This is a genomic window from Microbacterium sp. LjRoot45, assembly GCF_964253325.1.
Classification (GTDB): Bacteria; Actinomycetota; Actinomycetes; order Actinomycetales; family Microbacteriaceae; genus Microbacterium.
Genome location: NZ_CAXUQM020000001.1, coordinates 586,573 through 611,344, shown reverse-complemented (window position 1 = coordinate 611,344; position 24,772 = coordinate 586,573). Strand labels below are relative to the sequence as shown.

Below are 24,772 nucleotides of genomic sequence, written 5' to 3'. Positions count from 1 at the left end.
CTCGCACGCGTCACCGACACCCGCTCGCGGGAATCGGACATCGCGATCAGTGGAAGAAGTGACGCTCTCCCGTGAAGAACATCGTCACGTTCGCGGCGCGGGCAGCGTCGATGACCTCCTGATCGCGCACCGATCCGCCGGGCTGGATGATCGTCTTGATCCCGGCGTCGATGAGCACCTGCGGGCCGTCGGCGAAGGGGAAGAACGCATCGGATGCCGCAACCGACCCGGCCGCCCGGTCACCGGCGCGCTCCACCGCGAGGCGGCAGGAGTCGACACGGTTGACCTGGCCCATGCCGATGCCGACCGTGGCCGACCCCTGCGCGAGCACGATCGCGTTGGACTTGACGGCGCGGCACGCCTTCCACGCGAAGATCATGCCCTCGAGCTCCTCGGGGGCGGGACGGTCGCCGGAGACCAGCTGCCAGTCCTTGGCGACCGACTCGATCTCGTCGGGGAACCGATCGGCATCCTGGAGCAACAGTCCGCCGGAGACGAGACGCACGTCCATGCGCTCCTGCTTCCAGTCGGCCGGCAGCCGCAGGACGCGGAGGTTCTTCTTGAGCTTGAACACCTCGAGGGCCTCGGGCTCGAAATCGGGGGCGACGATCACCTCCGTGAAGATGTCGCGCAGGTTCTCGGCCATCTTGAGCGTGACCGTGCGGTTCGCCGCGATCACGCCGCCGAAGGCCGACACGGGGTCGCACTCGTGCGCGCGCAGGTGAGCCGACGCGATCGGGTCGAGCGCGTTCGGCGCGCCGATCGCGATGCCGCAGGGGTTCGCGTGCTTGATGATCGCGACGGCGGGCTTCACGAGATCGAACGCCGCGCGCAGAGCGGCGTCGGCGTCGACGTAGTTGTTGTACGACATCTCCTTGCCCTGAAGCTGCGTGGCCTGCGCGATGCCGTGACCGCCCAGGCGCGTGTAGATCGCTGCGCGCTGGTGCGAGTTCTCGCCGTAGCGCAGGGTCGCGAGCCGCTCGGCCTTCACCGTCAGGTGCTGCGGCAGCTCGTCGGAGGACAGCGTCTCCTCCGCGAACCACGTGGCGACGGCCCGGTCGTACTCGCACGTGTGCGCGAAGGCGCGCGCCGCGAGGTCACGTCGCTGCGCGAGGCTCGTGCCGCCGCCGGCGACCGCCTCGATGATCGCCGGGTACGACTCCGGGGAGACGACGATGGCGACGTTGGCGAAGTTCTTCGCCGACGCGCGCACCATCGCGGGACCGCCGATGTCGATCTGCTCGACGACGGCGTCGCCCGTGGCGCCCGAGGCCACGGTCTCGACGAACGGGTAGAGGTTCACGACGACGAGTTCGAAGGGCTCAATGCCGAGCTCCTTGAGCTGCGACTCGTGGTCTTCCAGCCGCAGGTCGGCGAGGAGGCCGGCGTGCACGTGGGGGTGGAGCGTCTTGACGCGGCCGCCCAGCGACTCGGGGAAGCCCGTGATCTCCGAGACGTCGGTCACGGCGATGCCGGCATCCCGCAGGAGCGCGGCCGACCCTCCGGTCGAGAGGATCTCGACACCCGCGGCGGAGAGCGCCTCGGCAAGCGGGAGGAGCCCCGTCTTGTCACTCACCGAGATGAGTGCGCGCCGGATCGGCACGAGGTCGCGAGGGCGGTAGAGGGCAGGGTCGATGGTCGGTCCGGCCATGGGGGCTCCTTGTCCTGAGATGCCAGGGTGTGGGTGTCAGTGGGTGTCGTAGACGGAGAGGTCGAGGTCGCCGGTCGCGATGCGTCGCACGACATCGATGAGGAGGCGCCGCTCGACGGGCTTGATGCGCTCGTGGAGGGTGTGCTCGGTGTCGCCGGGGAGCACGTCGACGCGCTCCTGCGCCAGGATCGGCCCCGTGTCGACACCGCCGTCGACCACGATGACGCTCGCGCCGGTCTGGGTGGCTCCCGCCGCGAGCGCGTCGCGGACGCCGTGGGCGCCCGGGAACTCCGGCAGGTACGCGGGGTGGGTGTTGATGAGGCGCGGCGCCCACGCGTCGACGAACGCGGCCGGCAGCAGGCGCATGAGGCCACTCAGCACCACGAGGTCGGGGCGCCACACCGTCAGCTGCGCGTGCAGCTCGGCGCCCCACTCCTCCCGCGAGGCGAACTCGCTGTAGGGGACCATGATCGTCGGGATGCCGAAGGCCTCCGCGTGCGCGAACCCGTCGGCCTGGCGATCCGCTCCGACGACGACGATCCGGGCGGGGAAATCAGGGTCGCTCGCCGCCTCCAGCAGGGCCCGAAGATTCGAACCCGTGCCCGAGATCAGCACGGCCAGGGTCAGCACCGGCCCAGTCTACCGGCGACGACACGGCTTCCTCGCCGGGGGAATCGGCCCGGGGCGACAGCAGGACCGCCGCCGCACCGAGGGCGACCTCGACGGCCACCGCGAGAGCGAACGACCCCGCCGACGGACCCGCCTGCGCCAGACGACCGGGCCCGAGCGACCCGGACGCGAGCACGGCCAGCAGCGCCGCGCCTCCCGCAGCCCCCGCGACCACCAGGGCGAGGACGATGAGCCGGGACAGCAGCGGCTCCCCGGCATCCGCCGCTCTCAGTCGCGCACGCGCGACCCAGCCCGCGCCCGCGCCGACAGCGACCACGGCGAGCGCGAGGAGCAGGAGCCACGGCGACGGATCTTCGGGGATGAGCCCCAGCACGGGCACCCCGGGCACGACACCGAGGTCGGTACCGCCCGGGCCCACGGCGGTGCCCTGACCGACCGAGAAGCCGGGCCCCGACGCGAACGCCGCCGCCCACACGATGAGGGTCGGGAGGTAGGCGAGCTGGCCGAGCCCGAGGACGATCACACCGATCAGGTCGACGTGCGCGGCTTCGAAGAGCGCGACCATCCGGCCGCCGCCCGCGAAGACCGCCACCGTCACGACGAGGCCGCCGACGCCGAGGATGCCGGTGAGCGCCGCGGCGATGCCCCGCGCTCCCGCCTCGACGACGCCCGTGTCGTCGACGTCGAGGCGATGCCGAAGCCGGTCGAGGATGCCGTCGTCGCCGTGACGCCAGGCGGTCACGAGCGCACCGAGCAGACAGGGGACGGCGAACACCGCGACAGGGATCGCGATCGCCGCGACGGTGTCGACGGCGACGACAGTGAGCCGCGAGGTGAGCGCGACGAGGGTCGCGAGCACCCCGACCACGACGACGCCCGCGGCGACGCCGACCGGCCAGGCTCCGGCGCGGGCGGCGCGGGCTCCGGAGCGCGCCGCGAACACCGCGGTGAACACGGTGAAGGCGAGCGGGGCGAGGGAGAAGACGAAGTTCGACGCGTCGGGGCTGATGCCGACGGCCGTCACGTACTCGGCATCCAGTGCCACTTTGAGGGGCACGAGGTGTCCCGCCTGCCACAGCGTCGCGGCGGCCGGCCACAGCGCCTGCCAGTCGGCCGCGGGGACGCCGAACACCCACAGCACGGTGAGCGGGGCGAGTGCGGCGGCGAGGCCGACGGCGACGACGATCACGGCGTCGAAGGCGGCGAGGAGGGCGACGAGCAGGCGGTTCATGCGGGTTCGACCCTACCTACCGGTCGCGAGCGTTCCCCGAGGGCGCGCGGGCGCGCTACCTTCGTCGATGGAGGTCCCCCTTGAGCACCAAGCGAAACACCCGCGCGCAGAGCACCGCGAGCACCGAGAACACCGCGCGAACCGACACCACCGGGAGCACGACGCGCATCGACCGCTTCTTCCAGATCACGGAGCGCGGCTCGACGATCGGGGCGGAGGTCCGCGGCGGCCTCGTCACCTTCGTCGCGATGGCCTACATCGTCATCCTGAACCCGATCATCCTCTCCAGCGGCGTCGACGTCACGGGCACGCAGCTCCAGTTCGAGCAGGTCGCGGCCACGACGGCTCTCACCGCCGGGGCCATGACGATCCTCTTCGGCCTCGTCGCCCGCCTGCCGTTCGCGTTCGCCGCGGGCCTCGGCATCAACTCGTTCCTCGCCGTCGCCGTCGTCGGTCAGGTCACGTGGGCCGAGGCGATGGGCCTCATCGTCATCAACGGTCTGCTGATCGTCCTCCTCGCCGCCACCGGCCTGCGGCGCCTCATCTTCGACGCCGTCCCCATGGCGCTGAAGACCGCCATCACGGTCGGCATCGGCCTGTTCATCGCTTTCATCGGCTTCGTCGACAGCGGCTTCGTGACGGCCACGGGGGCGAACTCGCCGCCCGTAGGTCTCGGTGTCGCGGGGTCGATCGCCACCGTTCCGACGCTCCTCTTCGTCCTGACGCTGCTCCTGGCGGCCGTGCTGCTGGCACGCAAGGTCAAGGGCGCGATCCTCATCGCGCTGGTCTCGGGCACCCTCGCCGCCGTCGTCGTCGAGGCGATCTGGAACCTCGGTCCGAAGATCGGTGCCGACGGGCAGGTCGCGAACCCCGGCGGGTGGGGCCTGTCGGTGCCTGAGCTGCCCAGCTCGCTCGTCTCCTGGCCCGACCTCTCGCTGGTCGGACAGATCAGCTTCGGCTCGTTCGAGCGCATCGGCGTGCTCGCGGCGACGATGCTCGTCTTCACCCTCCTCTTCACGAACTTCTTCGACGCGATGGGCACCTTCACCGGCCTGTCGCGCGAGGCGGGTCTGGCCGACGCCAAGGGCAACTTCCCGCGCCTGCGCTCCGCGCTGATCGTCGAGGGTGTCGGCGCCGTCGCGGGAGGCCTCACGTCGTCGTCGTCCAACACGGTGTTCATCGAGTCGGGCGCGGGTATCGGCGAGGGCGCCAAGACGGGCCTGGCGAACCTCGTCACCGGCGGACTGTTCCTCCTGGCGATGTTCTTCACGCCGCTCACCACGATCGTGCCCACCGAGATCGCGGCCGCGGCGCTCGTGATCGTCGGTGCGCTGATGATGGCGCAGATCCGTCACGTCGACCTCACCGACCTGTCCGCACTCGTCCCCGTCTTCCTCACGGTGACGGTGATGCCGCTGACCTACTCGATCGCCAACGGCATCGGCGCGGGCTTCGTCAGCTGGGTCGTGATCCGGTCGCTGTCGGGCAAGGCGAAGGAGATCAGCCCGCTCCTGTGGGTCGTCGCCGCCGGATTCGTCGTGTTCTTCGCGCGCGGTCCGATCGAGGCCCTGCTGGCCGGCTGACCGCCGCTGCGGGCGCTCGTCGAGGCGCCCGACGGGGCTTCGACCGCGCCACTCTGCGGGTGCGCACGCCGCGGACCCGCAGAATGGCGCCGGCGAAGCGCGGGCAGCTCCCCCGCGGAACGACGAGAGGGCCGGATGCCACGTGGCATCCGGCCCTCTCGGGTGTCTGGTCTCAGAGACCGGCGATGATCTCGCGCATGAGCGCGGCGGTCTCGGACGGCGTCTTGCCGACCTTGACGCCGGCGGCCTCGAGGGCCTCCTTCTTCGCCTGCGCCGTGCCCGCCGAGCCGGAGACGATGGCGCCGGCGTGGCCCATCGTCTTGCCCTCGGGGGCGGTGAAGCCGGCGACGTAGCCGACGACCGGCTTCGTCACGTTCGCCTTGATGAAGTCGGCCGCACGCTCCTCGGCGTCGCCGCCGATCTCGCCGATCATGACGATCGCCTTGGTCTCGGGGTCGGCTTCGAACGCGGCGAGCGCGTCGATGTGGGTCGTCCCGATGATGGGGTCGCCACCGATGCCGATCGCGGTCGAGAAGCCGATCTCACGCAGCTCGTACATCATCTGGTACGTCAGGGTGCCTGACTTGGACACGAGCCCGATGGGGCCCTTGCCGGTGATGTTGGCCGGCGTGATGCCGACCAGCGCCTCGTCGGGCGTGATGATGCCGGGGCAGTTCGGACCGATGATGCGCGTCTTGTTGCCGCGGCTCTGCGCATACGCCCACGCCTCGGCGGTGTCGCCGACGGGCACGCCCTCGGTGATGACCACCAGCAGCGGGATGTCGGTGTCGATGGCTTCGACCATCGCCGCCTTCGTGAACGCGGGCGGCACGAAGGCGATCGACACGTCGGCGCCGGTGGCCTCAATGGCCTCCGCGACGGTGCCGAAGACCGGCAGCTCGATCGAGTTGCCGTCCTTGTCGGTGTGCAGCACGGTGGTGCCCGCCTTGCGCGCGTTGACGCCGCCGACGACGTTCGTGCCCGCCTTCAGCATGAGCGCCGTGTGCTTGGTGCCCTCGCCGCCGGTGATGCCCTGGACGATGACCTTGGAGTCCTTGGTGAGGAAGATCGACATTTCTCTAGTCCTTACAGGTTGGCGAGCTCGGCGGCCTTGTCGGCGCCCTCGTCCATCGACACGGCCAGGGTCACGAGTGGGTGGGCGGCGTCGCGGAGGATGGCGCGACCCTCCTCCACCTTGTTGCCGTCGAGGCGCACGACGAGCGGCTTGGAGGCGCTGGAGCCGAGTTCGGCGAGCGCGCCGACGATGCCCTTGGCGACGGCGTCGCACGCCGTGATGCCGCCGAACACGTTGACGAACACCGACTTCACCTGCGGGTCGCCGAGGATGACGTCGAGACCGGCGGCCATGACCTCGGCCGAGGCGCCGCCGCCGATGTCGAGGAAGTTGGCGGGCTTCACGCCGCCGTGCTTCTCGCCCGCGTAGGCGACGACGTCGAGCGTCGACATCACGAGGCCGGCACCGTTGCCGATGACCCCGACCTCGCCGTCGAGCTTCACGTAGTTGAGGTCGTTGGCCTTGGCCTTCGCCTCGAGCGGGTCGGCCGCCTCCTTGTCTTCGAGGAGGGCGTGGCCGGCGTGGCGGAAGTCGGCGTTCTCGTCGAGCGAGACCTTGCCGTCGAGGGCGATGATGTCGCCCTCCTCCGAGAGGATGAGCGGGTTCACCTCGACGAGCGTGGCGTCCTCGCCCTTGTAGACCTGGAAGAGCTTGACGAACACATCGGCGACCTTGGGCGCCAGCTCGTCGTCGAAGTTCGCGGCCTTGGCGATCTCGAGGGCCTTGGCGGCGTCGATGCCAACGAGCGGGTCGACCTCGACCCGGGCGAGGGCCTCGGGACGCTCGACGGCGAGCTCCTCGATCTCCATGCCGCCCTCGACGCTCGCGAGCGAGAGGTAGGAGCGGTTGGCGCGGTCGAGCAGCACCGAGAAGTAGAACTCCTTGGCGATGCGGGCTCCGGCGGCGACCATGACGCGCTTGACGACGTGGCCCTTGATGTCGAGGCCGAGGATGGCCTGCGCCGCCTCGAACGCCTCGTCGGGCGTCTTGGCGACCTTCACGCCACCGGCTTTGCCGCGGCCTCCGGTCTTGACCTGAGCCTTGACGACGACGACGCCGCCGAGCTTCTCGGCCGCTGCCTTCGCCTCCTCAGGGGTGTCGGCGACGATGCCGGCGAGCACCGGCACCTCGTACTTTTCGAACAGGTCTCGTGCCTGGTACTCGTAGAGATCCACGTGCAATCCTTCGCTGGGCGACGGTGGGTTTTGAGGACGAAGAAGTCTCGATGTCGAGATATCGACCAATCCCCCAGCCTAGTACGTGCGACTGAGTGCCCCGTTCAGGGAGCACGGGCGGTCTCGGCGTCGCTAGGCTCGGCGTCATGAGTGACCTCACTCCCCCGCCCACCCGCAACACCGTCGTTGCGGCCGCTCTCGACCTGTTCGCCACGCAGGGGTTCGAGGCGACCTCGGTCGAGCAGATCGCGCAGGCCGCGGGGGTCTCCCGATCCACCTTCTTCCGTCAGTTCGGCGGCAAGGACGACGTCGTCTTCACCGATCACGACGAACTCCTCGCGCGCCTGCGGGGGTTCCTCAGCACGGCGCACGAGAACGGCCACGAGAATCCGTGGGCCGCGGTGTGCGAGGCATCCGTCCAGGTGTTCCGGCACTTCGCCGCCGATCCCGAGCTGGCCCGCCGTCGATACTCCGTCGTGCGACAAGTGCCGGCGCTGCGGGAGCGCGAGATCGTGACGGTGTTCCAGTATGAGCGCCTCTTCGACGACTTCTTGCGCGGAGCGCTCCCGGGCATCGACCCGGTGGAGTCGGTCGCCTTCTCCGCGGCGGTCACCGCGGTGCACAATCACGTGCTGCGGCGGTTGCTGCGCGGCACGAAGAAGGTGCCGGCATCCGTTCTCGCCGACGCCTACGACGACCTCATGCACCGATTCGGCGTGCACCCCGGCGGCGAGACTCCGGCCCCCGACGATCTCGTCATCGCGGCGTTCCCGCGTCGCATGCCCACCGCGGAGATCGCGCGTCGCCTCAAGTCCGAGCTGACGTGACCGGTCCTGCCTCGACCGCCGCGGGCGGGTGCGGCAGCAGCGACAGTCCGTGGAGCAGGTCGGCGCGCGACGCGGCGACGCAGACGCGGATCCACCCCTCGCCGGACGGCCCGAACGCCGAACCGGGTGCGACCGCGACGCGCTCGCGTCGGAGGAAGTCCTCGGTCCAGGCGGCGACGTCGCCGCCGGAGGCATGGCGCATGTCGATCCACAGGTAGAAGGCGCCCGACGGCTCGAGGTAGCGGATGCCGCGCGCGTCGAGGAGGTCGGTCGCAGCGCGCAGGTTGTCGCGGTAGTGGACGCGCGCGTCGGCGACTCCGCTCTGGCTTCCGGCGAGCGCCGCGATGGCCGCGTGCTGGGCCGGGGCGTTGAGGCAGGAGATCATCGCCTCCTGAGCCGACCGCAGCGGACCCTCCCAGTCGCGGGGCGCCACGAGGAACCCCACCCGGATGCCGGTCAGGGCATATGTCTTGGACAGCGAGAACACACCGACCACGCGCTCACCGCCGGTCTCGCGCGTATCGAGCGCGGTGAGGCTAACGTGCGGCGCGTCCCACGTGAGCTCGGCGTACACCTCGTCGCTGAGCACCCAGAGGTCGTGCCACCGAGCAAAGTCGAGGATGCCGCGCGCCCTCTCCTCGTCGAGGGTCGTGCCGAGCGGGTTGGACGGCGAGTTGACGATGATGACGCGCGTGCGCGGCGTGACGAGACGTTCGAGCACGTCGAGCTCCGGGAGGAAGGCCGCCTCCTCGCGAAGCGGGTAGGCCACAGGGATGGCCGACAGCATCCGGGGACTCATCGAGAACGTCGTGTAGCCGGGGTCGGGCACGAGCACCTCGTCGCCCGGATCGAGCATGAGACCGAGCGCCTGGTGCAGCGCCTGCGTGCCGCCGACCGTGGCCCAGACGCGTTCGGGATCGAGGGCGACCCCGCGGTCGTGGGCGAACCGCTGCGCGAACGCGCGGCGCAGGGGCGGGATGCCGCCGTTGGCGGTGTAGTTGGTGTCACCGGCATCCCACGCCGTCTTCGCGGCCGCGGCGATGTGGTCTGCGACGGGAAGGTCGGGCTCCCCTACGGCGAGGAACGTCACGTCGTCGAGGGTGAGCGCGATCTCGAAAAGGCGACGGATGCCGCTTCCGGGAACGTGGGCGACGTGAGGGCTGAGGTGCGGCACCGGGCCAGGCTACGCTCCCGGTGTGACGGTCGGATCACATGAGACTGCGTACCGCGTAGGGTGACACTGAATCTCCAACGGCGGTATTCTGAAGGAATGTCCACCCGCACCGACACCCTCCCCGGCGAGTCCGTCGCGTCGTATGACGTCACCGGCCGCCTCGGCACCGACTACTACGCCGTCTTCGCCGACATCCCCCACGAGGACCGTGCGGTGTGGGAGCGCGCGCAGGCCTACATCGACGAGGTCGGCCCGCAGATGCGCGACGCGTGGGATGCCGCGGAGTACCCGCTGCACCTCGCGGCACGCCTGGGCGAGCTCGATCTGCTCAACGACGGCATCGATCACCCCGACCTCACCCGGTTCTCCCCCTTGGCGGCCGGACTCGTCAACATGGAGGTGTCCCGCGGCGACGGCTCGCTCGGCACCGTGATCGCCGTGCAGGGCGGTCTCGCGCTGCGCACGCTCGCGCTCTTCGGCAGCCCGGCGCAGCAGGCGCGCTGGCTGCGACCGATCGCGCGCGCCGAGGTGCCCGCCGCGTTCGCGCTCACCGAGCCCGACCACGGCTCCGACTCCGTCTCGCTCGAGACCGTCGCGCGGCGCGAGCCCGCCGATGACGGGGGCGGCTGGGTGCTCCGCGGCACGAAGAAGTGGATCGGCAACGGCGCCGCGGGCGGCGTCACATTCGTCTGGGCCCGCGTCGACGACGAGGGCGCCGACGACCACGGCGCGGTCCGATGCTTCCTCGTCGAGCAGGACACGCCCGGCTACACCGGCACGGTCATCACCGGCAAGGGCGCGCTGCGCGGCATCCATCAGGCCCACATCGCCCTCGACGACGTGCGCCTTCCCGCCGACGCCGTGCTGCCGGGCGCCCGCACCTTCCGCGACGCCTCGACGGTGCTGTACTCGACGCGATCGGGTGTGGCGTGGTCGGCCCTCGGCCACGCGACCGCGTGCTACGAGGCCGCCCTGCAGTACGCCGGCCAGCGGATGCAGTTCGGCAAGCCGCTCGCCCGGTTCCAGATGGTCCAGGAGCGGCTGGCGCAGATGCTCGAGGAACTCACCGCGATGCAGCTCTACTGCCGCCACCTCGCCGACCTCGAGACGTCGGGAGGCCTCCGCCCCACGCAGGCGTCGCTGGCCAAGTACCACAACACGCGCGCGGCACGGCGAATCGCCTCGACGGCTCGCGATCTGCTGGGGGGCAACGGCATCCTCTTGGAGAACGGCGTCATCCAGCACATGGCGGACATCGAGGCGATCCACACCTACGAAGGCACCGAGAGCGTGCAGGCTCTCCTCATCGGACGCGACATCACCGGAGTGAGCGCGTTCGCCTGAGGATCAGCGGCGGACGATCGACCCCGACCCGCCCTCGCTGACGGCACCCTCGATCTCGGCTCCGCGGTAGAGGATGAGGCTGCCGCCGTCGCGCTCGATCACATCGCGGTCGACCTCACCGGTGCGGAACACCGCGAGGTTGCCGGTGCCGGTCTCGCGCGCAGTGCCGTCGACCGACCCGTGGATGTGGAGCGAGTTGCCGTCGCGCTCGGTCACGTTGCCGTCGACCTCACCGGAGCGCTCGATGTACACGCCGCCGGAGTCATGCTCGGAGACGTGGCCGTCGACCTCGCCGATCACGCGGACCCCGCCGGAGCCGGACTCGACGACGCTGCCGTCGACCTCGCCACGTGTGCCCACGACGACCCCGCCGGAGCCGCTCTGGCGGACGTTTCCGGTGACATGTCCGTGGATGGTGACGGTGCCGCCCGTGACCACGAGGTCGCCGCGGATGATGGTGCCGGCCGCCACCGTGTAGTCACCGGAGCGCACGACATCGGCGGCCATGGCGGCAGCCGGAGCGGCGACCAGGAGGAGTGCGGAAGCGGTGCCGATGGTCAGGATGCGTGACGTCTTCATGGGGAGTCCTCTCGTCGTCGCCGGAGCCGTTCCGGCGGTGAACCCAGTTCATCGGGCGAGGATGAGACGGCCATGAAGCGGCCATGAGAACGCTCTTAGCCGCTTCGTTCTCGGGTCCGCTTCGGCTCCACCCCTCGCCCCGTTCCCCGCGACGGACCAGGATGGATGCCGTGTACGAGATCCCCGCACCGATGCTCGCCAAGTCCGTCCCGGCGGTCCCCGCCCCCGATCGCGTCGAAGGCGGCCTCTCCTACGAACCGAAGTGGGACGGGTTCCGCGCACTCGTCGCGTGGGACGGCACCGGCGTCGAGATAGGCTCGCGCGGCTCGAAGCCGCTGACACGCTACTTCCCCGAGCTCGTCGAGGCGTTCTCACGCCTCCTCCCGGGGCCGTGCCTCCTCGACGGCGAGATCGTCGTGGCGGTCGGGGAGCCCGGGCGGCAGCGCCTCGACTGGTCGGCGCTGTCCCAGCGCATCCATCCGGCTGCCTCCCGCGTCGCCTTGCTCAGCGAGACCACCCCCGCGATGTTCATCGCGTTCGACCTGCTCGCGCTCGGCGACGACGATCTGCAGGACGAGCCGTTCAGGCAGCGGCGCGCCCGGCTCGAAGAGCTGCTGGACGGTGTCGCCCACCCGATCCACCTGACGCGCACGACCCGCGATGCGGCGCTCGCCGACCGCTGGCTCGCCGAGTTCGAGGGCGCCGGACTCGACGGGGTGGTCGCCAAACCGCTCGCGCAGCCGTATGCACCCGGAAAGCGGACGATGTTCAAGGTCAAGCACGCACGGACGGCCGACGTGGTCGCCGTCGGCTACCGGGTGCACAAGAGCGGCGAGGGCGTCGGTTCGCTGCTCGTCGGCCTGTACGACGCCGACGGGCGCATCCGCAATGTCGGCGGCGTCGCCGCGTGGAGCGACGTGCGGCGCCGCGAGCTCGTCGACGAACTGGCACCGCTGGTGGAGCGCGACGAGGAGGGCGCGACGGTCGTCGGAGAGACCGATCGCTCGCGCTTCTCGGCATCCAAGGACGTGTCGTTCGTGCGGCTGCGTCCCGAGCGCGTGCTCGAAGTGCGCTACGACCAGCTCGAAGGCGAGCGCTTCCGCCACACGGTGCAGTTCGAGCGCTGGCGCCCCGACCGCGACGCGCGCTCGTGCACATTCGACCAGCTCGAGACGGTCACGGCCTACGACCTCGGCGACGTGCTCGACTGACACAGAACGGGCCCGTGTCGGCGCCGGACTCCAGCGGCCGGACTCACGGGCCCGAAATCTGTGTGAAGCCGTCGGGGGGGTCCGGCTCCGTGTCTCCGACGCTACCCACCCCGCCGCCACCCGACGTCGCCGCTCGCCGTGATTAATGCCGGTTCCGCGGTCGTGCGATGCGGCATCCCGGATGCCAGGATCGAGGCATGGCCGACGCATCCGGGACGCCGGATCCCGATCCCACCCACACGGCGGAGCTCCGGCTGGAGCCCGTCGGGTTCATCGCGCGCACGGATGCCGTCCTGCGGCTGGGCGCGCTCATGCTCGGCGCCGGCGCATCTTCGGCCCGGGTGAGCGACAGTATGGCGCGCGCCGCGCGTGCGGTCGGGATCGAAGAGCTCCACTCCCGCGTCGGGATGAAGGACATCGTGTCGACGGCGAGCCGCGGACAGATGTTCCGTACGCGGGTCGCGGAGATCCGCACCCCCGCCGTCGACGCGGATCGCCTCACCGCGCTCAAGCGGCTGACCAACGACCTGCGCCCCGGCATGACGGCCGCCGCCGTGCAGGAGCGTCTCGACGGAATCGAACGGATGCCGCGGCGGTACTCCTCCGTACTGCGCGTCGTCGCGGCCGCCCTCGCGTGCGCCGCGTTCGCGCTCCTCAACAACGGCGGGTGGCAGGAGTTCGTCGCCGTGGGGATCGCGGCGGGAACCGGCCAGGCGGTGCGCATGACGATCCACCGCCTGCGCATCAACGAGTTCCTCGTCGTGTTCGCCTCGGCGATCACCGCTCTGCTGGTCTACCTGCTCGTCGCGCAGCTGTTCACCCTGCTGGGGCTGCCGGGGGGTCAACACGACGCGGCACTCACGAGCGCGGTGCTCTTCCTCGTGCCGGGCTTCCCGCTGGTCACGGGCGCGCTCGACCTCGCACGCCTCGACCTGAACTCCGGGATCGCGCGCGTGACGTACGCGGTGCTGATCCTCCTGGCGACGGGCACGGCGGTGTGGGGCGTCGCGACGGTCTTCGATGCGACCGTCACGCAGACGGCGAGCCCCGCCTTCGCCGAGCCGTGGCTGTCCCTCATGCGCTTCGCCGCCGGAATCGTCGGCGTGGTCGGTTTCGCGGTGCTCTTCTCGACGCCTCCGGCGATCGCCCTGGCCGCGGCCCTGCTCGGCGCGACGGCGAACGTCGGGCGCCTCGCCCTCATCGACGCCGGTCTGATGCCGGCGGTGGCCGCTGCCGCAGCCGCCCTCGCGGTGGGCCTCGGCGCGTTCCTCGTCGGCGATCGCCTCCGCGCGCCCCGCGTGACCCTCACGGTGCCCGCCGTGCTCATCATGGTGCCCGGGGCAGCGGCCTACCGCTCGATCGCGGGGGTCATCGACGGCGACACCCTCGCCGCGATCCAGAACGGGATGCAGGCGCTGTTCGTCGTCGTCGCGCTCGCCATCGGACTCACCGTCGCGCGCGTGCTTACCGAACGCGAGTGGCAGCTGCCCGCGCGCTGACGCCCCGGCATCCCCTCCCGCCCCCTCGCGACCTCGCGAAAGTGACGCAAGCGGCCGCCACCACCTCGCGAAAGTGACGCAATCGGCCGCCACCCCGCGCACGTGACCACACCATGCGCCACGTTCGCAAGGTGTTCTCTGACGAAGCCGGCGTCGTCTAGCGTCGACTCATGGCTCCCTTCCAGCTCTTCCGTCCCGCGCCGAAGACCGTCCGCCTCGACACCACGCACGCGGCCCCCGTCGGCGTCGTGGCCGGCGGGAAGCCCTGGAGCCTGTGGAGCGACGGCCTCGGCACCCTCGCGATCCGGTCGCTGCAGGTGCTCATCGTCGTGGCCATCACGGCGGGCGTCATCCTCGGCATCCAGCAGCTCACCGTCGTCACGATCCCGCTGGTGCTGGCGCTCATCTTCGCCTCCGCGTTCGCGCCCGTCATGACGTGGTTGCGCCGTCGTGGCGTGCCCTCGCTCGTCGCGACCCTCCTGGCTCTCCTCGCGATCGTCCTGATCCTGGGCGGAGTGTCCTGGCTCATCGTCTGGGCCGTGCGCGATCAGTGGGACGAGCTCTACACCAAGGCGCAGCAGGGCGTGCAGGACTTCACCGCGTGGGTGGGGACGCTGCCGTTCGACATCGATCAGGGGCAGATCGACGAGTGGGTCGCGACGCTCCAGGACTTCGTGACGAGTGCGCAGTTCGGCTCGGGGGCCCTTGCGGGGGTCAGCGCTGTCGCGAACTTCATCACCGGGCTCGTACTCATGATCGTGATGCTGTTCTTCTTCCTGAAGGACGGCCCGCAGATGTGGGCGTTCCTCCTCCGCCCCTTCCAGGGGGAGCAGTACGAGCGCGCCGTGCGCATCGGCGACAAGACCGTGACGACCCTCGGCTCCTACGTGCGCGGCACGGCGACCGTCGCCGCGGTCGACGCCATCGGCATCCTGATCGGTCTGCTCATCCTGCAGGTGCCGCTGGCGATCCCCCTGGCCGTCCTCGTGTTCCTGCTCGCCTTCATCCCCATCGTCGGGGCGACCGTCGCCGGCATCCTCGCCGCCCTCGTCGCGCTCGTCGCGAACGGCTGGTTCGTCGCCCTGATGGTCATCGGAGTCGTGGTGCTCGTCAACCAGCTCGAGGGCAACCTGCTCCAACCGCTCCTCATGGGCCGCACGATGAAGCTGCACGCTTTCGTCGTACTCATCGCCCTCACGATCGGAACGGTGCTCAGCGGCATCATCGGCGCCGTTCTCGCCGTACCGATCGCCGCGGTCGCGTGGGGCATCGTGCAGGTGTGGGACGGCCCCGACCTCCCCGCACGCTGGGCGCGCCCGAAGCGCCGCGAGGCCGTCTCGAAGGCCGTCTCGGCCTGACGGCTCTCGGCCTGACGGCTCAGGCGTCGGGGTTCTTCGCCCTGCTGGGCTGCACGCGCGGCGGCTCTCCCGGCATCTTCGGGAACTCCGGAGGGAACGGCAGCTCGCCGAGACCGTCGGAGAGGTCGCGTTCCCACCACTGGAGGAGCGTGTCGATGCGCCCCGGCGCCGCCTGCATCCGCTCCCACGGGTCGCCGACGTCGGACAGCCGCTGCGGAACCGTGCGCACGGTGAACGCCGCCGGGTCGACGCCCTCGGCGAGTTCGTCCCACGTGATCGGCGTGGCGACCGTGGCGGTCGGGAGGGCGCGCGGACTGTAAGCGCCGGCCATCGTGCGGTCGCGGTTGGCCTGATTGAAGTCGAGGAAGATGCGCTCGCCGCGCTCCTCCTTCCACCAGTTCGTCGTGACCTTGTCCGGCATCCGGCGCTCCAGCTCGCGGCTCGCGGCGATCACGGCGTGCCGGACGTCGAGGAACTCGTGCGTCGGCTCGATGGGACAGAAGACATGGATGCCGCGATTGCCGCTCGTCTTCAGCCACGCCTCCAGCCCCGCTTCCCGGAGCACGTCGCGCAACGCCGGGGCGACCGCCGCGGCATCCGCGAAGTCGGTTCCCGGCTGCGGGTCGAGGTCGATGCGCAGTTCGACGGGGTTGTCGGTGTCGGCGGCGAGCGAGGCCCAGGGGTGGAAGACGACCGTGTTCATCTGCACCGCCCAGACGATCGCCGCGGCCTCATCCAGGACGACCTGCGGATGCCGTCGCCCGCTGTTGTAGGTGCACATCACCTGATGGACGTACTCCGGTGCGCCCTTGGGCGGGTTCTTCGAGAAGAACCGCTCCCCGTCGACGGTGTCGGGGAAGCGCTCGAGCGAGACCGGACGATGACCGTTGGCACGCAGGAACGGCTCCGACACGGCGATCGCGTACTCCGCGAGTTCGTGCTTCGTGATGCCCAGGTCGGGCCAGATGACCCGGTTGGGGCTCGACAGCGAGACCTCCCGGTCGCCGGCGGTCAGAGTGATGCGCTCAGAGGCCATGGCACGACCCTAGGCGCTGCGTCCGACGTCCGACAGCCCGGCCCTCAGTCGGCGAGCGCGAGCACGGGGGCGAGCTCGGTGCGGCCGAGTTCGATCCACGGACCCGCCGGATCTACGACGACACCGGTGATGCCGTCGTCGGCGGCGAGCGCCTTCGCCAATTGCTCGCCGGTGATGGGGAGCGGACGGTCGCCGCGACCGAGGGCGATCACTTCCAGCGGGTGGGAGAAGACCTCGAGGCGACGGCGTCCGTCGGTGGAGCGTGCCTCGGCGAGGCCGATGCGGCCCTCGGGATCGGCGTTGCCGGCGACCCACAGCTTGGCGCGGGTGAGAGCGTCGGCGACGTCGACGGCCGTGCGGGGGGTCCGTTCCGACACGAGCAACGTCTTCACGGCGAAGGTCGGATCGGCCTCTTCCAGCGCCTTCGCGATGAGCTCCGAGGGCAGGATGAGGCGCGCGCCCGAGGTCGCGTGATCGAGGAAGAGACCCGCGTACGGGCCCGCGACGACGTTCTGGAACACGGTCGATGCCGGCTGCCCGACCGCCGAGGTGGCGGCGTCGCCGTCGGCGCGTACCGAGTCCTGGAGTGCCGCGCCGCCGGTGAAGGCGAGGAGGAACCGCTTGTCGCCGATGGCGGTGACGGCGAGGGTGAGGTTCTGCCCTTCCGCGATCAGCGCTTTCGCGTCGCCCTGCACCCGGACGTAGAGGTGACCCTGGAGGGCCTGCCGCATGACGTTCATGACGTCGGTGTTCTGCGGCGCCTCGGGAAGAGCGGCGAGCGCCTGCTTGACGATCGCGTTGTCGGGCAGCCCCGGCACCGTCTGCGTGCGCGCGGGCGCCTCCGCGGCGGGGCGCACGGCGGCGGGGGTCTCGGCGGCCTTGCCGTAGGTGGAGAAGGAGATGCCGACCTCCGGCACGATCTCCTCAGGGAGCACGACGTCGTCGGCCGCGGCCTCGGCATCCTGCTGCGGGGTCGTTTCGGGCTCGTCGGGCCGGTCGCGACGCGAGAAGAGTGCCATGCGGCCAGCCTATGCGAGAACGGGGCGCCGTCCCCGGCTGGGGAGCCGGGTGACCGCCCCGTCCGATACCGACGCCCTGTCGGTGTCAGCCGACCCGGGCGGTGGCCTTCGACGTCTTCGCGACGGTGCCGTAGCCCGACTTCGATCCCGTGACCTTCACGGTGATCTTTTTGCCCTTCTGCGACGAGGAGATCGTGTACGTCGACTTCGTCGCCTTGCTGATCGCCGTCCCGTTGGCGTACCAGCGGTAGGTCAGGGTCGTGCCCGACGTCCAGGTGCCCGGCTTCGCCGTGAGCTTCTTGCCGACCTTCACCGTGCCGGAGATGGTGGGCACGGGGGCGGTCAGGATGCCGGCGGCCACCTTCGCGGTGGGAGCGGAGGTCTTCGCGGTCGACGCGTATCCGGTGCGCGAGGCCGTGACGCGCACCGTGAGGGTCTTGCCGCGCTGCGACGCTCCGGGCGTGAAGGTGCGGGCGGTCGCGCCACTGATCGCCACGCCGTTCGCCGACCACCGGTAGGTGTAGACCGTGCCGGTCGGCGCGGCCGGAGCGGTGAGCTTCACGCCCACGCGCGCGGTGCCCGTGATCTTCGGCGTCGACAGCGCGACGGGCGTCAGAGCGAGGGTCGCGGTGAGCGAGGCGGGTGCGGTGCCGGGAACCACGGTGATCGTCGTCGCGGTCGCGGCGGTCGCGGCATCCTTCCACCACTCGGGCACGTACGTGCCGGGGTGGGCGGCGACGCCGAACGCGACGGTGTAGGTGCCGCGCGGCAGTCCGCGGACGGAGAACGCGCCGCTGGATGCCGTGGTCGTCGCGGCCGGTGCCGCCACGACGTCGGGGTCGTCGCCGGTGGGCGGGTGCACCTGCACCGAGACGCCACGGAGGGCGGCGTCCCCGACTCCGAGGACCTTGCCGGAGAGCGTTTCGCCGACGATCGCGTTGACGTTCGGCGTCACCTCCCTGGCTTCGACGACGACGGGAGTGCTCTCGTCGCACGATGAGCCACCGAGCCATCGCGGCGCGTAGGCCGTGGTCGCCTCGTCGCCGAAGCGAAGCCGGTACGAGCCCGGAAGGAGTCCCTGCAGGCGGTAGGCGCCGTCGTTCGCCGTGCGCACCACGGCGAACTGCACGTCGGAGGTGCAATCCGCGTAGGCGTACACGGACAGGTCCCCGACGCCGCCGAAGGCGTCGGTGACCGTGCCGGTGATGGAAGAGGCGGCGTCGAGCACCGCGTTGACGTTCGTGGCGGCCGAGCCGTAGATCCCGACCAGAACGGCATCCGATCGCGTCGCCGCGCCGTCCCACCACTCGTCGGTGAGGTTCGCGTCGAACGGCGCATCGACGTAGAGCACATACTCGCCGTCGGGCAGGTCGGTCATCGCGTACGCGCCGTCCTCGTCGGTGCGCGTGAAGAGAGCCGTACTGTCCGCATCGGACGGGTAGAAGTAGACGGTCGCATCGGCGATTCCCTGATGGTCGCAGTTCGTGACACGACCGGAGACGACGCCCGTCTCGCCCAGTTCTGCGTCCACTCCGACCAGATGACTGCCCTCGCGCACGTCGAGGTACGTGCTCGACGCGGGAAGCGGGGTCTCGTACGACTCGTAGGAGAGGCGATAGTCCCCCGGCCACAGGCCGGTGAACTCGTAGTGACCCTCGGAGTCGGTCGTCGTCTCGTCCACGAAGGACTCGCCCCACGGCGTGCGGACGAAAGCCGACACCACGACGTACTCCACGGTGGCGAGGGTGGTGCCGTCGATGACGCGGCCCTCGATCTTCGCCCCGTCGTACAAGCTCGCATCGGCTGTGGCCGTCGCCCCCGCGGTCACCGTCACGGGAGTGGCATCCGCCTGCACCCGTGCACCGTTGTACCACTCGCTCAGGATGCCGTCGATGACGTCGGCGTTGAACCGCACCTTGTACTGGCCCGCGGCGAGCCCGGAGATCGTGTAGCGGCCGTCGTCGTTCGTCAGAACCGCCGGTTCTTCGCTGCCGCCGACACGGGTCGCTTCGACAGAGACATCCGCTACCGGGTCGCCGCTCGTGTCGACCACGACGCCCGTGATGACGCCATCGTCGGCCGCCTGCGCGGCGGTGCCCGACAGTCCCGCGAGGAGGATGCCGGCCACGGCCGCCGTCACCGTCGCGGCGCGCCAGCGCGATCGCATCGTCGTCATGATCTCCCCCGGATCGCGAAAAGCACGGGCGGGCGAGTCGGGTGGATGCTGTGGATCCACCCGACTCTGCCCCGGGTTTCCCGTGTACCGCCGAAGCCCCGTTCGACGGTGGGTCTTGTGTTGTGGTGTGGTCTGTCGAATCAGACCTTGGATGCCCGGTAGCCGGCGGCTCGCGCCGCGGTCTCCGTGGCGAAGCACTCTTCCGGATGTGTGGCTGCGTAGTAGCGGCCGCCGGGGACGTGGTAGATCCAGTCAGACGTGTGCCGAGTCGTCTGGTTTCCCTTGATCGGATAAGCCTTCGGGCACGAGGTCTTCGACGCCGGGCGCGCTTTCCCCGACTTCACCGCCGCGGTCGGCTTCGAGGTCTTGGACACGGTGGTGTGGCCGGCCTTCTTGCCCGTCACCTTCACCGTGATCCGCTTGCCGATCTGCGCGCTCTTCAGCGTGAGGGTGCTCTTCGTTGCACCGGAGATGGCTTTGCCGTCCGCGAACCACTTGTACGACAACGACGCCCCGCTGGTCCACCGCCCCGGCTTGGCGGTGAGCTTGACCGTCGCGATCGCGCGGCCAGAAATGGTGGGCGTGGAGGAAGCAACGCGCTTTGCGGGGAGCACTCGGATGCTCAGCTCCGCAGCGGCGGAGGCCGCCTGAGTCGCACCGAGGGACTCGGCGGCGACGGCAGGCGCGGCCAAGGCAAGGGTCGACGCCAGCATCGCGCTCGCCATGGCGAGAGCGATCGAACGCGTGCGAAGTCGAGTGCGCATGAATCCCCAGGACACATCCCCGCCGGGGGTCAACGAGCCGACGTGTCTGCGCTGAGATTAGAGCATTCTCATGTAATTGGAAAGTGGGTGTCGCAAAACGGCTCATCAGGCATCGGTCTGCCGCGAAAGCTCGAAGCTCACCTGTCGGGCGCGGCTCGGCTCCGCGATACGCCCGATATCGACGTACATTTGCTCACAGACGCGATTCTCGCGATCTCTTCCCCCTTCTCCTCACGCCGGCCGCTAACACGCGCCCGCGCACACCCCCCGACGTCCTCTCCCCCGCGAGAACGCCAGCCCAGGAGGCATGTTGACCGCCGTCAACCCCGCACGCGACCGCGCACCGCGGTACCGCATCGAACCGACTGTGCTTCAGGCGCTTCGCACCCCGCGCATCCTCACGCGCGAAGTGCTGGCAGGGCTGGTCGTCGCCCTCGCCCTCATCCCCGAGGCGATCGCGTTCTCGATCATCGCCGGGGTGGACCCCCGCCTCGGGCTGTTTTCCTCGTTCGTCATGGCGGTCGCGATCGCCTTCCTGGGCGGCCGTCCGGCGATGATCACCGCGGCCACCGGCGCTGTCGCGCTCGTGATCGCTCCCGTCGCCCGCGAGCACGGAATGGACTACTTCATCGCGACGGTGCTGCTCGGCGGGCTCCTGCAGATCATCTTCGCCGTCCTCGGCGTCGCGAAGCTGATGCGATTCATCCCCCGTTCGGTGATGGTCGGCTTCGTGAACGCGCTCGCGATCCTCATCTTCACCTCTCAGTTCCCGCAGTTGTTCGGCGACGGCATCCCCTGGCTCGTCTACCCCCTCGTCGCCGCCGGGCTCATCGTCATGTACGTGGTGCCGCGATTCACGAAGGCGGTTCCCGCGCCGTTGGTGGCCATCGTGCTGCTGACGGTGGTGGTCGTGGCCGCAGCGTGGAAGGTGCCCACCGTCGGCGACCAGGGAGAGCTGCCCGACAGCCTCCCCACGCTGTTCATCCCTCAGGTGCCTGTGAACGTCGAGACGCTGCAGATCATCGCTCCCTATGCGCTGGCCATGGCCGTGGTCGGGCTGCTCGAGTCGCTCATGACCGCGAAGCTCGTCGACGACATCACCGACACCCACTCGCCCAAGACCCGCGAAGCCTGGGGACAGGGCGTCGCCAACATCCTCTCGGGCGCCTTCGGCGGCATGGGCGGTTGCGCGATGATCGGCCAGACGATGATCAACGTGAAGGCCTCCGGCGCTCGCACCCGCATCTCCACCTTCCTCGCGGGCGTCTTCCTGCTGATCCTGGTGCTCGTGCTCGGCGACATCGTCGCCATCATCCCGATGGCGGCGCTCGTTGCCGTCATGATCGTGGTGTCCATCGCGACCTTCGACTGGCACAGCATCCGTCCAAGCACGCTCACGCGGATGCCGAAGAGCGAGACGGCCGTGATGCTCATCACCGTCGTCGCAACCGTGTGGACCCACAACCTCGCCATCGGCGTGGTCCTCGGGGTGATCGCCGCCATGGTCATGTTCGCCCGCCGCGTGGCCCACTTCGTGACGGTCACGCGCTCCGTCGAGGAGACAGCCGCCGAGCCGACCGTCTCGTACACGGTCGACGGCGAACTGTTCTTCGCATCCAGCAACGACCTCACCACGCAGTTCGCCTACACCGACGACCCCGAACGCGTGGTCATCGACATGAGCCGCTCACACATCTGGGATGCCTCGACGGTCGCTGCCCTCGACGCGATCGTCACCAAGTACGAACGGCTCGGCAAGACCGTTCGCATCGACGGGCTCAACGCGACCGCATCCGCTTTCCACGGACGACTCACCGGCAACCTCGGCGACGGCCACTAGGAGATACGCGCCGCGCCCGCAGCGCTACAGCTTCGCGATCGGGGCGATCTTGATGAGGAGCTTCTTCGGCCCGGCAGAGTCGAATCGCACGTGCGCGACGCGCTTGGCGCCCTCGCCGGTGACCATGTCGACGCGCCCCTCGCCGAAATCGTCGTGACGGATGCGGTCGCCGGGAGCCAGTTCCAGGTCGCCGTTGTCGCGCACCTTCGCCGGGATGCGGTTCGCGAACTTCGCGATGTCACCCACCGGCTTGTCTCGCCGCGGCAGCGGCACGAGGTCGTCGCCGTAGCGGTTGCCGCCGCCGTAGCCCTGCCCACCGCCGCGCCGCGCATTGAGCGCGCGGGACTGACTGCCGCCGCGGGAGTTGACGTCGCCGGGCGACTGTCGCCAGTCGATGAGCTCGTGCGGGATCTCCTGGAGGAAGCGGCTCGGCATCGCGACGGACACCTCGCCGAACTGCGCGCGCGTCATGGCGAGCGAGAGATGCAGCTTCTTCCGCGCTCGCGTGAGGGCGACGTAGAACAGGCGACGCTCCTCCTGCGGTCCGCCGGGCTCGCCGGCCGAGATGCGGTGCGGAATGAGGTCTTCCTCCACCCCGGTGACGAAGACCGCGTCGTACTCGAGGCCCTTCGCCGTGTGCATGGTCATGAGCGAGACGGTGCCCGACGCGTCGTCGAGGTCGTCGGCATCCGACACGAGCGCGACCTCCGTGAGGAAGTCGAGCACGGTGCCGTCGGGGTTGTTACGGGCGAACTCGCGCGTGACGGCCACCAGCTCGTCGAGGTTCTCGACCCGCGCCTCGTCTTGCGGGTCTTTCGAGATACGGAGCGCGTCGAAGTAGCCGCTCTTGTTGAGCAGCAGCGACAGCCCCTCGGTGACCGACGTCGACGGCGCCACCTCGCCCGACGACGGCAGCATGATCTCGGTGGCCTCGGCCAGCACAGCGTCGAGCTGCGCGATGGACTTCTGGATCTTCGGCCCGACCCCGAGCGCCGACGCGTTGGCCAGGGCGTCGCGGAACGTGATGCCCTCCTCCGCCGCATAGCGGGAGATCGACGTCTCGGTGACGTCGCCGATACCGCGCCGCGGCTTGTTCAGGATGCGGCGCAGGGCCAGCTCGTCGGCGGGGTTGGCCACCGCCACGAGGTACGCCAAGGCATCCTTGATCTCGGCGCGGTCGTAGAACTTCGTGCCGCCCATGATCTTGTACGGCACCGCCGAGCGGATGAGGATCTCCTCGAGCGCGCGGGACTGCGAGTTGGTGCGGTAGAAGACCGCCATCTGGCCGTACGGCAACCCCGCGCGGTGCAGCGCCTCGACCTCGTCGGCGACGAACTGCGCCTCGTCGTGCTGCGAGTAGCCCGTGAAGCCGATGATGGGATCGCCCGCCCCGACGTCGGTCCACAGCTTCTTGTCTTTGCGGTCGAAGTTGTTGCTGATCACCGCGTTGGCGGCAGAGAGGATGTTCTGCGTCGAACGATAGTTCTGCTCGAGCAGCACGACCCGCGCCCCCGGGAAGTCGCGTTCGAACTCGGAGATGTTGCGGATGTCGGCGCCGCGGAACGCGTAGATCGACTGGTCGGAATCGCCGACGACGGTGAGCGAAGCCCCCTCGAGTTCGGGCGCATCGACCGGGTCGAAGATCATCATGCCGCCCGACGAGAACGCGTCGGGGGTCGCGCCGACGACGGGCCGCGTGAGCTCGTGGATGAGCGAGTACTGGGCGTGGTTGGTGTCCTGGTACTCGTCGACGAGGATGTGCCGGAACCGTCGCCGATAGACGTCGGCGACGTGCGGGAACGCGCGGAACAGGTAGACCGTCTGGGCGATGAGATCGTCGAAGTCGAACGCATTGGCCTTCTGCAGGGCGCGCTGATAGTCGCCGAAGATCGCGGCGAACAGGCGCTCGGCGGGATCGTTGAGATTCGCCTGGCGGGCGAACGACTCGGCATCGGACAGTTCGTTCTTCAGCTTCGAGATGCGCCCCTGCACGGACGCGGGGGTAAGCCCGAACGCGTCGGCCTCGTGCTCCTTCACGAGCCGCTTGATGAGCGCCCGGGAGTCGGCGGAGTCGTAGATCGTGAAGCTCTTGGTGAACCCGAACTGATCGGCCTCACGGCGGAGGATGCGCACGCACGCGGAGTGGAACGTCGAGATCCACATGCCCTGCGCGGCCTGACCGACCAGGTGCTGCACCCGCTCGCGCATCTCGCCGGCGGCCTTGTTGGTGAAGGTGATCGCGAGGATCTGACTCGGCCACGCCTCGCGGTTGCGCAGCAGCGACGCGATGCGGTGCGTCAGCACGCGCGTCTTGCCCGACCCGGCGCCCGCGACGATGAGGAGAGCGGGCCCGCGGTAGGTCACCGCCTCGAGCTGCGGCGGGTTCAGCCCCTCGAGGAGATCCTGGTCGGCGCGCACGTGGTCGCCTGCCCCGGGGTCTCCACTCGCGCGGCGCGGGCCGCCTCCGACGATGACGGGCTTGATCGGGTCGCTCATGACCCGTCAAGTCTAGGCTCGCGCCCCGACACCCGACCGGTCGCCCGCGGCGGACACACTCCCGGATGCCGACCACCTCGCGCGAAGGTGGCGCATACTGCGGC

At 70.0% G+C, this 24,772-nt stretch carries 19 protein-coding genes; 7 read left to right on the top strand and 12 right to left on the bottom strand.

Annotated features, from left to right (window positions below):
- Positions 1-46: 46 nt before the first annotated feature.
- From purH to ACSQ18_RS02695, 3 genes are read right to left on the bottom strand one after another with little or no spacing between them, the layout of a single operon-like run.
- Positions 47-1,651, bottom strand: a complete 1,605-nt coding sequence (gene purH / locus ACSQ18_RS02705; RefSeq protein ID WP_436035532.1) for a bifunctional phosphoribosylaminoimidazolecarboxamide formyltransferase/IMP cyclohydrolase — start codon at positions 1,649-1,651, stop codon at positions 47-49.
- A gap of 36 nt (positions 1,652-1,687) precedes the next feature.
- Positions 1,688-2,281, bottom strand: a complete 594-nt coding sequence (gene purN / locus ACSQ18_RS02700; protein ID WP_144807187.1) for a phosphoribosylglycinamide formyltransferase — start codon at positions 2,279-2,281, stop codon at positions 1,688-1,690.
- Entirely contained in the window at positions 2,205-3,512 is a 1,308-nt protein-coding gene (locus ACSQ18_RS02695; protein WP_436035531.1) for a cell division protein PerM, read from the bottom strand. The genes purN and ACSQ18_RS02695 overlap by 77 nt, the downstream gene beginning before the upstream one ends.
- A 167-nt stretch (positions 3,513-3,679) precedes the next feature.
- Between ACSQ18_RS02695 and ACSQ18_RS02690 the strand changes: the two genes are divergently transcribed.
- On the top strand, positions 3,680-5,095 hold the full coding sequence (locus ACSQ18_RS02690) for an NCS2 family permease (protein WP_436038377.1): 1,416 nt from the start codon (positions 3,680-3,682) through the stop codon (positions 5,093-5,095).
- Positions 5,096-5,267: 172 nt separating this feature from the next.
- Here ACSQ18_RS02690 and sucD read toward each other — a convergent pair whose 3' ends face one another.
- Positions 5,268-6,170, bottom strand: coding sequence for a succinate--CoA ligase subunit alpha (sucD, locus tag ACSQ18_RS02685; protein WP_144807186.1), 903 nt, complete (start codon positions 6,168-6,170; stop codon positions 5,268-5,270).
- A gap of 11 nt (positions 6,171-6,181) precedes the next feature.
- Entirely contained in the window at positions 6,182-7,345 is a 1,164-nt protein-coding gene (gene sucC / locus ACSQ18_RS02680; protein WP_436035529.1) for an ADP-forming succinate--CoA ligase subunit beta, read from the bottom strand.
- 146 nt (positions 7,346-7,491) lie between these two features.
- Between sucC and ACSQ18_RS02675 the strand changes: the two genes are divergently transcribed.
- Positions 7,492-8,172 carry a TetR/AcrR family transcriptional regulator gene (locus tag ACSQ18_RS02675; protein ID WP_436035528.1) on the top strand — a complete coding sequence of 227 codons (681 nt, stop codon included), beginning with the start codon at positions 7,492-7,494 and terminating at the stop codon, positions 8,170-8,172.
- Here the strand turns inward: ACSQ18_RS02675 and ACSQ18_RS02670 are convergent.
- Positions 8,153-9,346, bottom strand: coding sequence for a pyridoxal phosphate-dependent aminotransferase (locus tag ACSQ18_RS02670; protein WP_436035527.1), 1,194 nt, complete (start codon positions 9,344-9,346; stop codon positions 8,153-8,155). The genes ACSQ18_RS02675 and ACSQ18_RS02670 overlap by 20 nt on opposite strands.
- Positions 9,347-9,442: 96 nt before the next feature.
- Between ACSQ18_RS02670 and ACSQ18_RS02665 the strand changes: the two genes are divergently transcribed.
- Positions 9,443-10,690, top strand: a complete 1,248-nt coding sequence (locus ACSQ18_RS02665; RefSeq protein WP_436035526.1) for an acyl-CoA dehydrogenase family protein — start codon at positions 9,443-9,445, stop codon at positions 10,688-10,690.
- A gap of 3 nt (positions 10,691-10,693) precedes the next feature.
- Here ACSQ18_RS02665 and ACSQ18_RS02660 read toward each other — a convergent pair whose 3' ends face one another.
- Positions 10,694-11,269: a hypothetical protein gene (locus ACSQ18_RS02660; RefSeq protein WP_436035524.1), complete on the bottom strand. Its 576-nt coding sequence runs from the start codon at positions 11,267-11,269 to the stop codon at positions 10,694-10,696.
- Between the two features lie 161 nt (positions 11,270-11,430).
- Here ACSQ18_RS02660 and ACSQ18_RS02655 point away from each other — a divergent pair, with 161 nt between their 5' ends.
- The 3 genes from ACSQ18_RS02655 to ACSQ18_RS02645 all read left to right on the top strand — a co-directional run bounded on the left by ACSQ18_RS02655 (position 11,431) and on the right by ACSQ18_RS02645 (position 15,337).
- Positions 11,431-12,480, top strand: a complete 1,050-nt coding sequence (locus tag ACSQ18_RS02655) for an ATP-dependent DNA ligase (protein WP_436035523.1) — start codon at positions 11,431-11,433, stop codon at positions 12,478-12,480.
- A gap of 197 nt (positions 12,481-12,677) precedes the next feature.
- Positions 12,678-13,979: a threonine/serine ThrE exporter family protein gene (locus ACSQ18_RS02650; protein ID WP_436035521.1), complete on the top strand. Its 1,302-nt coding sequence runs from the start codon at positions 12,678-12,680 to the stop codon at positions 13,977-13,979.
- Positions 13,980-14,149: 170 nt separating this feature from the next.
- Positions 14,150-15,337: an AI-2E family transporter gene (locus ACSQ18_RS02645; protein ID WP_436035520.1), complete on the top strand. Its 1,188-nt coding sequence runs from the start codon at positions 14,150-14,152 to the stop codon at positions 15,335-15,337.
- A gap of 19 nt (positions 15,338-15,356) precedes the next feature.
- Here the strand turns inward: ACSQ18_RS02645 and ligD are convergent, their stop codons facing one another.
- From ligD to ACSQ18_RS02625, 4 genes are all read right to left on the bottom strand, one after another.
- Positions 15,357-16,373, bottom strand: coding sequence for a non-homologous end-joining DNA ligase (ligD, locus tag ACSQ18_RS02640; protein WP_436035519.1), 1,017 nt, complete (start codon positions 16,371-16,373; stop codon positions 15,357-15,359).
- A gap of 44 nt (positions 16,374-16,417) precedes the next feature.
- Positions 16,418-17,392, bottom strand: coding sequence for an SseB family protein (locus tag ACSQ18_RS02635; RefSeq protein WP_436035518.1), 975 nt, complete (start codon positions 17,390-17,392; stop codon positions 16,418-16,420).
- A gap of 85 nt (positions 17,393-17,477) precedes the next feature.
- Positions 17,478-19,568 (bottom strand): carboxypeptidase regulatory-like domain-containing protein, encoded by a 2,091-nt coding sequence (locus ACSQ18_RS02630; protein ID WP_436035517.1) that lies wholly within the window; start codon positions 19,566-19,568, stop codon positions 17,478-17,480.
- A gap of 140 nt (positions 19,569-19,708) precedes the next feature.
- Positions 19,709-20,332, bottom strand: a complete 624-nt coding sequence (locus ACSQ18_RS02625; RefSeq protein ID WP_436035516.1) for a sunset domain-containing protein — start codon at positions 20,330-20,332, stop codon at positions 19,709-19,711.
- A gap of 307 nt (positions 20,333-20,639) precedes the next feature.
- Here ACSQ18_RS02625 and ACSQ18_RS02620 point away from each other — a divergent pair, with 307 nt between their 5' ends.
- Positions 20,640-22,172 carry a SulP family inorganic anion transporter gene (locus tag ACSQ18_RS02620; protein WP_436035514.1) on the top strand — a complete coding sequence of 511 codons (1,533 nt, stop codon included), beginning with the start codon at positions 20,640-20,642 and terminating at the stop codon, positions 22,170-22,172.
- Positions 22,173-22,196: 24 nt separating this feature from the next.
- On the opposite strand, the gene ACSQ18_RS02615 is transcribed toward ACSQ18_RS02620, so the two are convergent.
- Positions 22,197-24,668 (bottom strand): ATP-dependent helicase, encoded by a 2,472-nt coding sequence (locus ACSQ18_RS02615; protein ID WP_436035513.1) that lies wholly within the window; start codon positions 24,666-24,668, stop codon positions 22,197-22,199.
- Between the last annotated feature and the right edge of the window lie 104 nt (positions 24,669-24,772).

Excerpts from the sequence above, each read along its gene's own strand:
- purH (WP_436035532.1), bottom strand. The coding sequence starts at position 1,651 with ATGGCCGGACCGACCATCGACCCTGCCCTCTACCGCCCTCGCGACCTC.
- ACSQ18_RS02695 (WP_436035531.1), bottom strand. The coding sequence starts at position 3,512 with ATGAACCGCCTGCTCGTCGCCCTCCTCGCCGCCTTCGACGCCGTGATC.
- sucD (WP_144807186.1), bottom strand. The coding sequence starts at position 6,170 with ATGTCGATCTTCCTCACCAAGGACTCCAAGGTCATCGTCCAGGGCATC.
- ACSQ18_RS02675 (WP_436035528.1), top strand. The coding sequence starts at position 7,492 with ATGAGTGACCTCACTCCCCCGCCCACCCGCAACACCGTCGTTGCGGCC.
- ACSQ18_RS02665 (WP_436035526.1), top strand. The coding sequence starts at position 9,443 with ATGTCCACCCGCACCGACACCCTCCCCGGCGAGTCCGTCGCGTCGTAT.
- ACSQ18_RS02660 (WP_436035524.1), bottom strand. The coding sequence starts at position 11,269 with ATGAAGACGTCACGCATCCTGACCATCGGCACCGCTTCCGCACTCCTC.
- ACSQ18_RS02655 (WP_436035523.1), top strand. The coding sequence starts at position 11,431 with ATGGATGCCGTGTACGAGATCCCCGCACCGATGCTCGCCAAGTCCGTC.
- ACSQ18_RS02650 (WP_436035521.1), top strand. The coding sequence starts at position 12,678 with ATGGCCGACGCATCCGGGACGCCGGATCCCGATCCCACCCACACGGCG.
- ACSQ18_RS02645 (WP_436035520.1), top strand. The coding sequence starts at position 14,150 with ATGGCTCCCTTCCAGCTCTTCCGTCCCGCGCCGAAGACCGTCCGCCTC.
- ligD (WP_436035519.1), bottom strand. The coding sequence starts at position 16,373 with ATGGCCTCTGAGCGCATCACTCTGACCGCCGGCGACCGGGAGGTCTCG.
- ACSQ18_RS02635 (WP_436035518.1), bottom strand. The coding sequence starts at position 17,392 with ATGGCACTCTTCTCGCGTCGCGACCGGCCCGACGAGCCCGAAACGACC.
- ACSQ18_RS02630 (WP_436035517.1), bottom strand. The coding sequence starts at position 19,568 with ATGACGACGATGCGATCGCGCTGGCGCGCCGCGACGGTGACGGCGGCC.
- ACSQ18_RS02625 (WP_436035516.1), bottom strand. The coding sequence starts at position 20,332 with ATGCGCACTCGACTTCGCACGCGTTCGATCGCTCTCGCCATGGCGAGC.
- ACSQ18_RS02620 (WP_436035514.1), top strand. The coding sequence starts at position 20,640 with ATGTTGACCGCCGTCAACCCCGCACGCGACCGCGCACCGCGGTACCGC.
- ACSQ18_RS02615 (WP_436035513.1), bottom strand. The coding sequence starts at position 24,668 with ATGAGCGACCCGATCAAGCCCGTCATCGTCGGAGGCGGCCCGCGCCGC.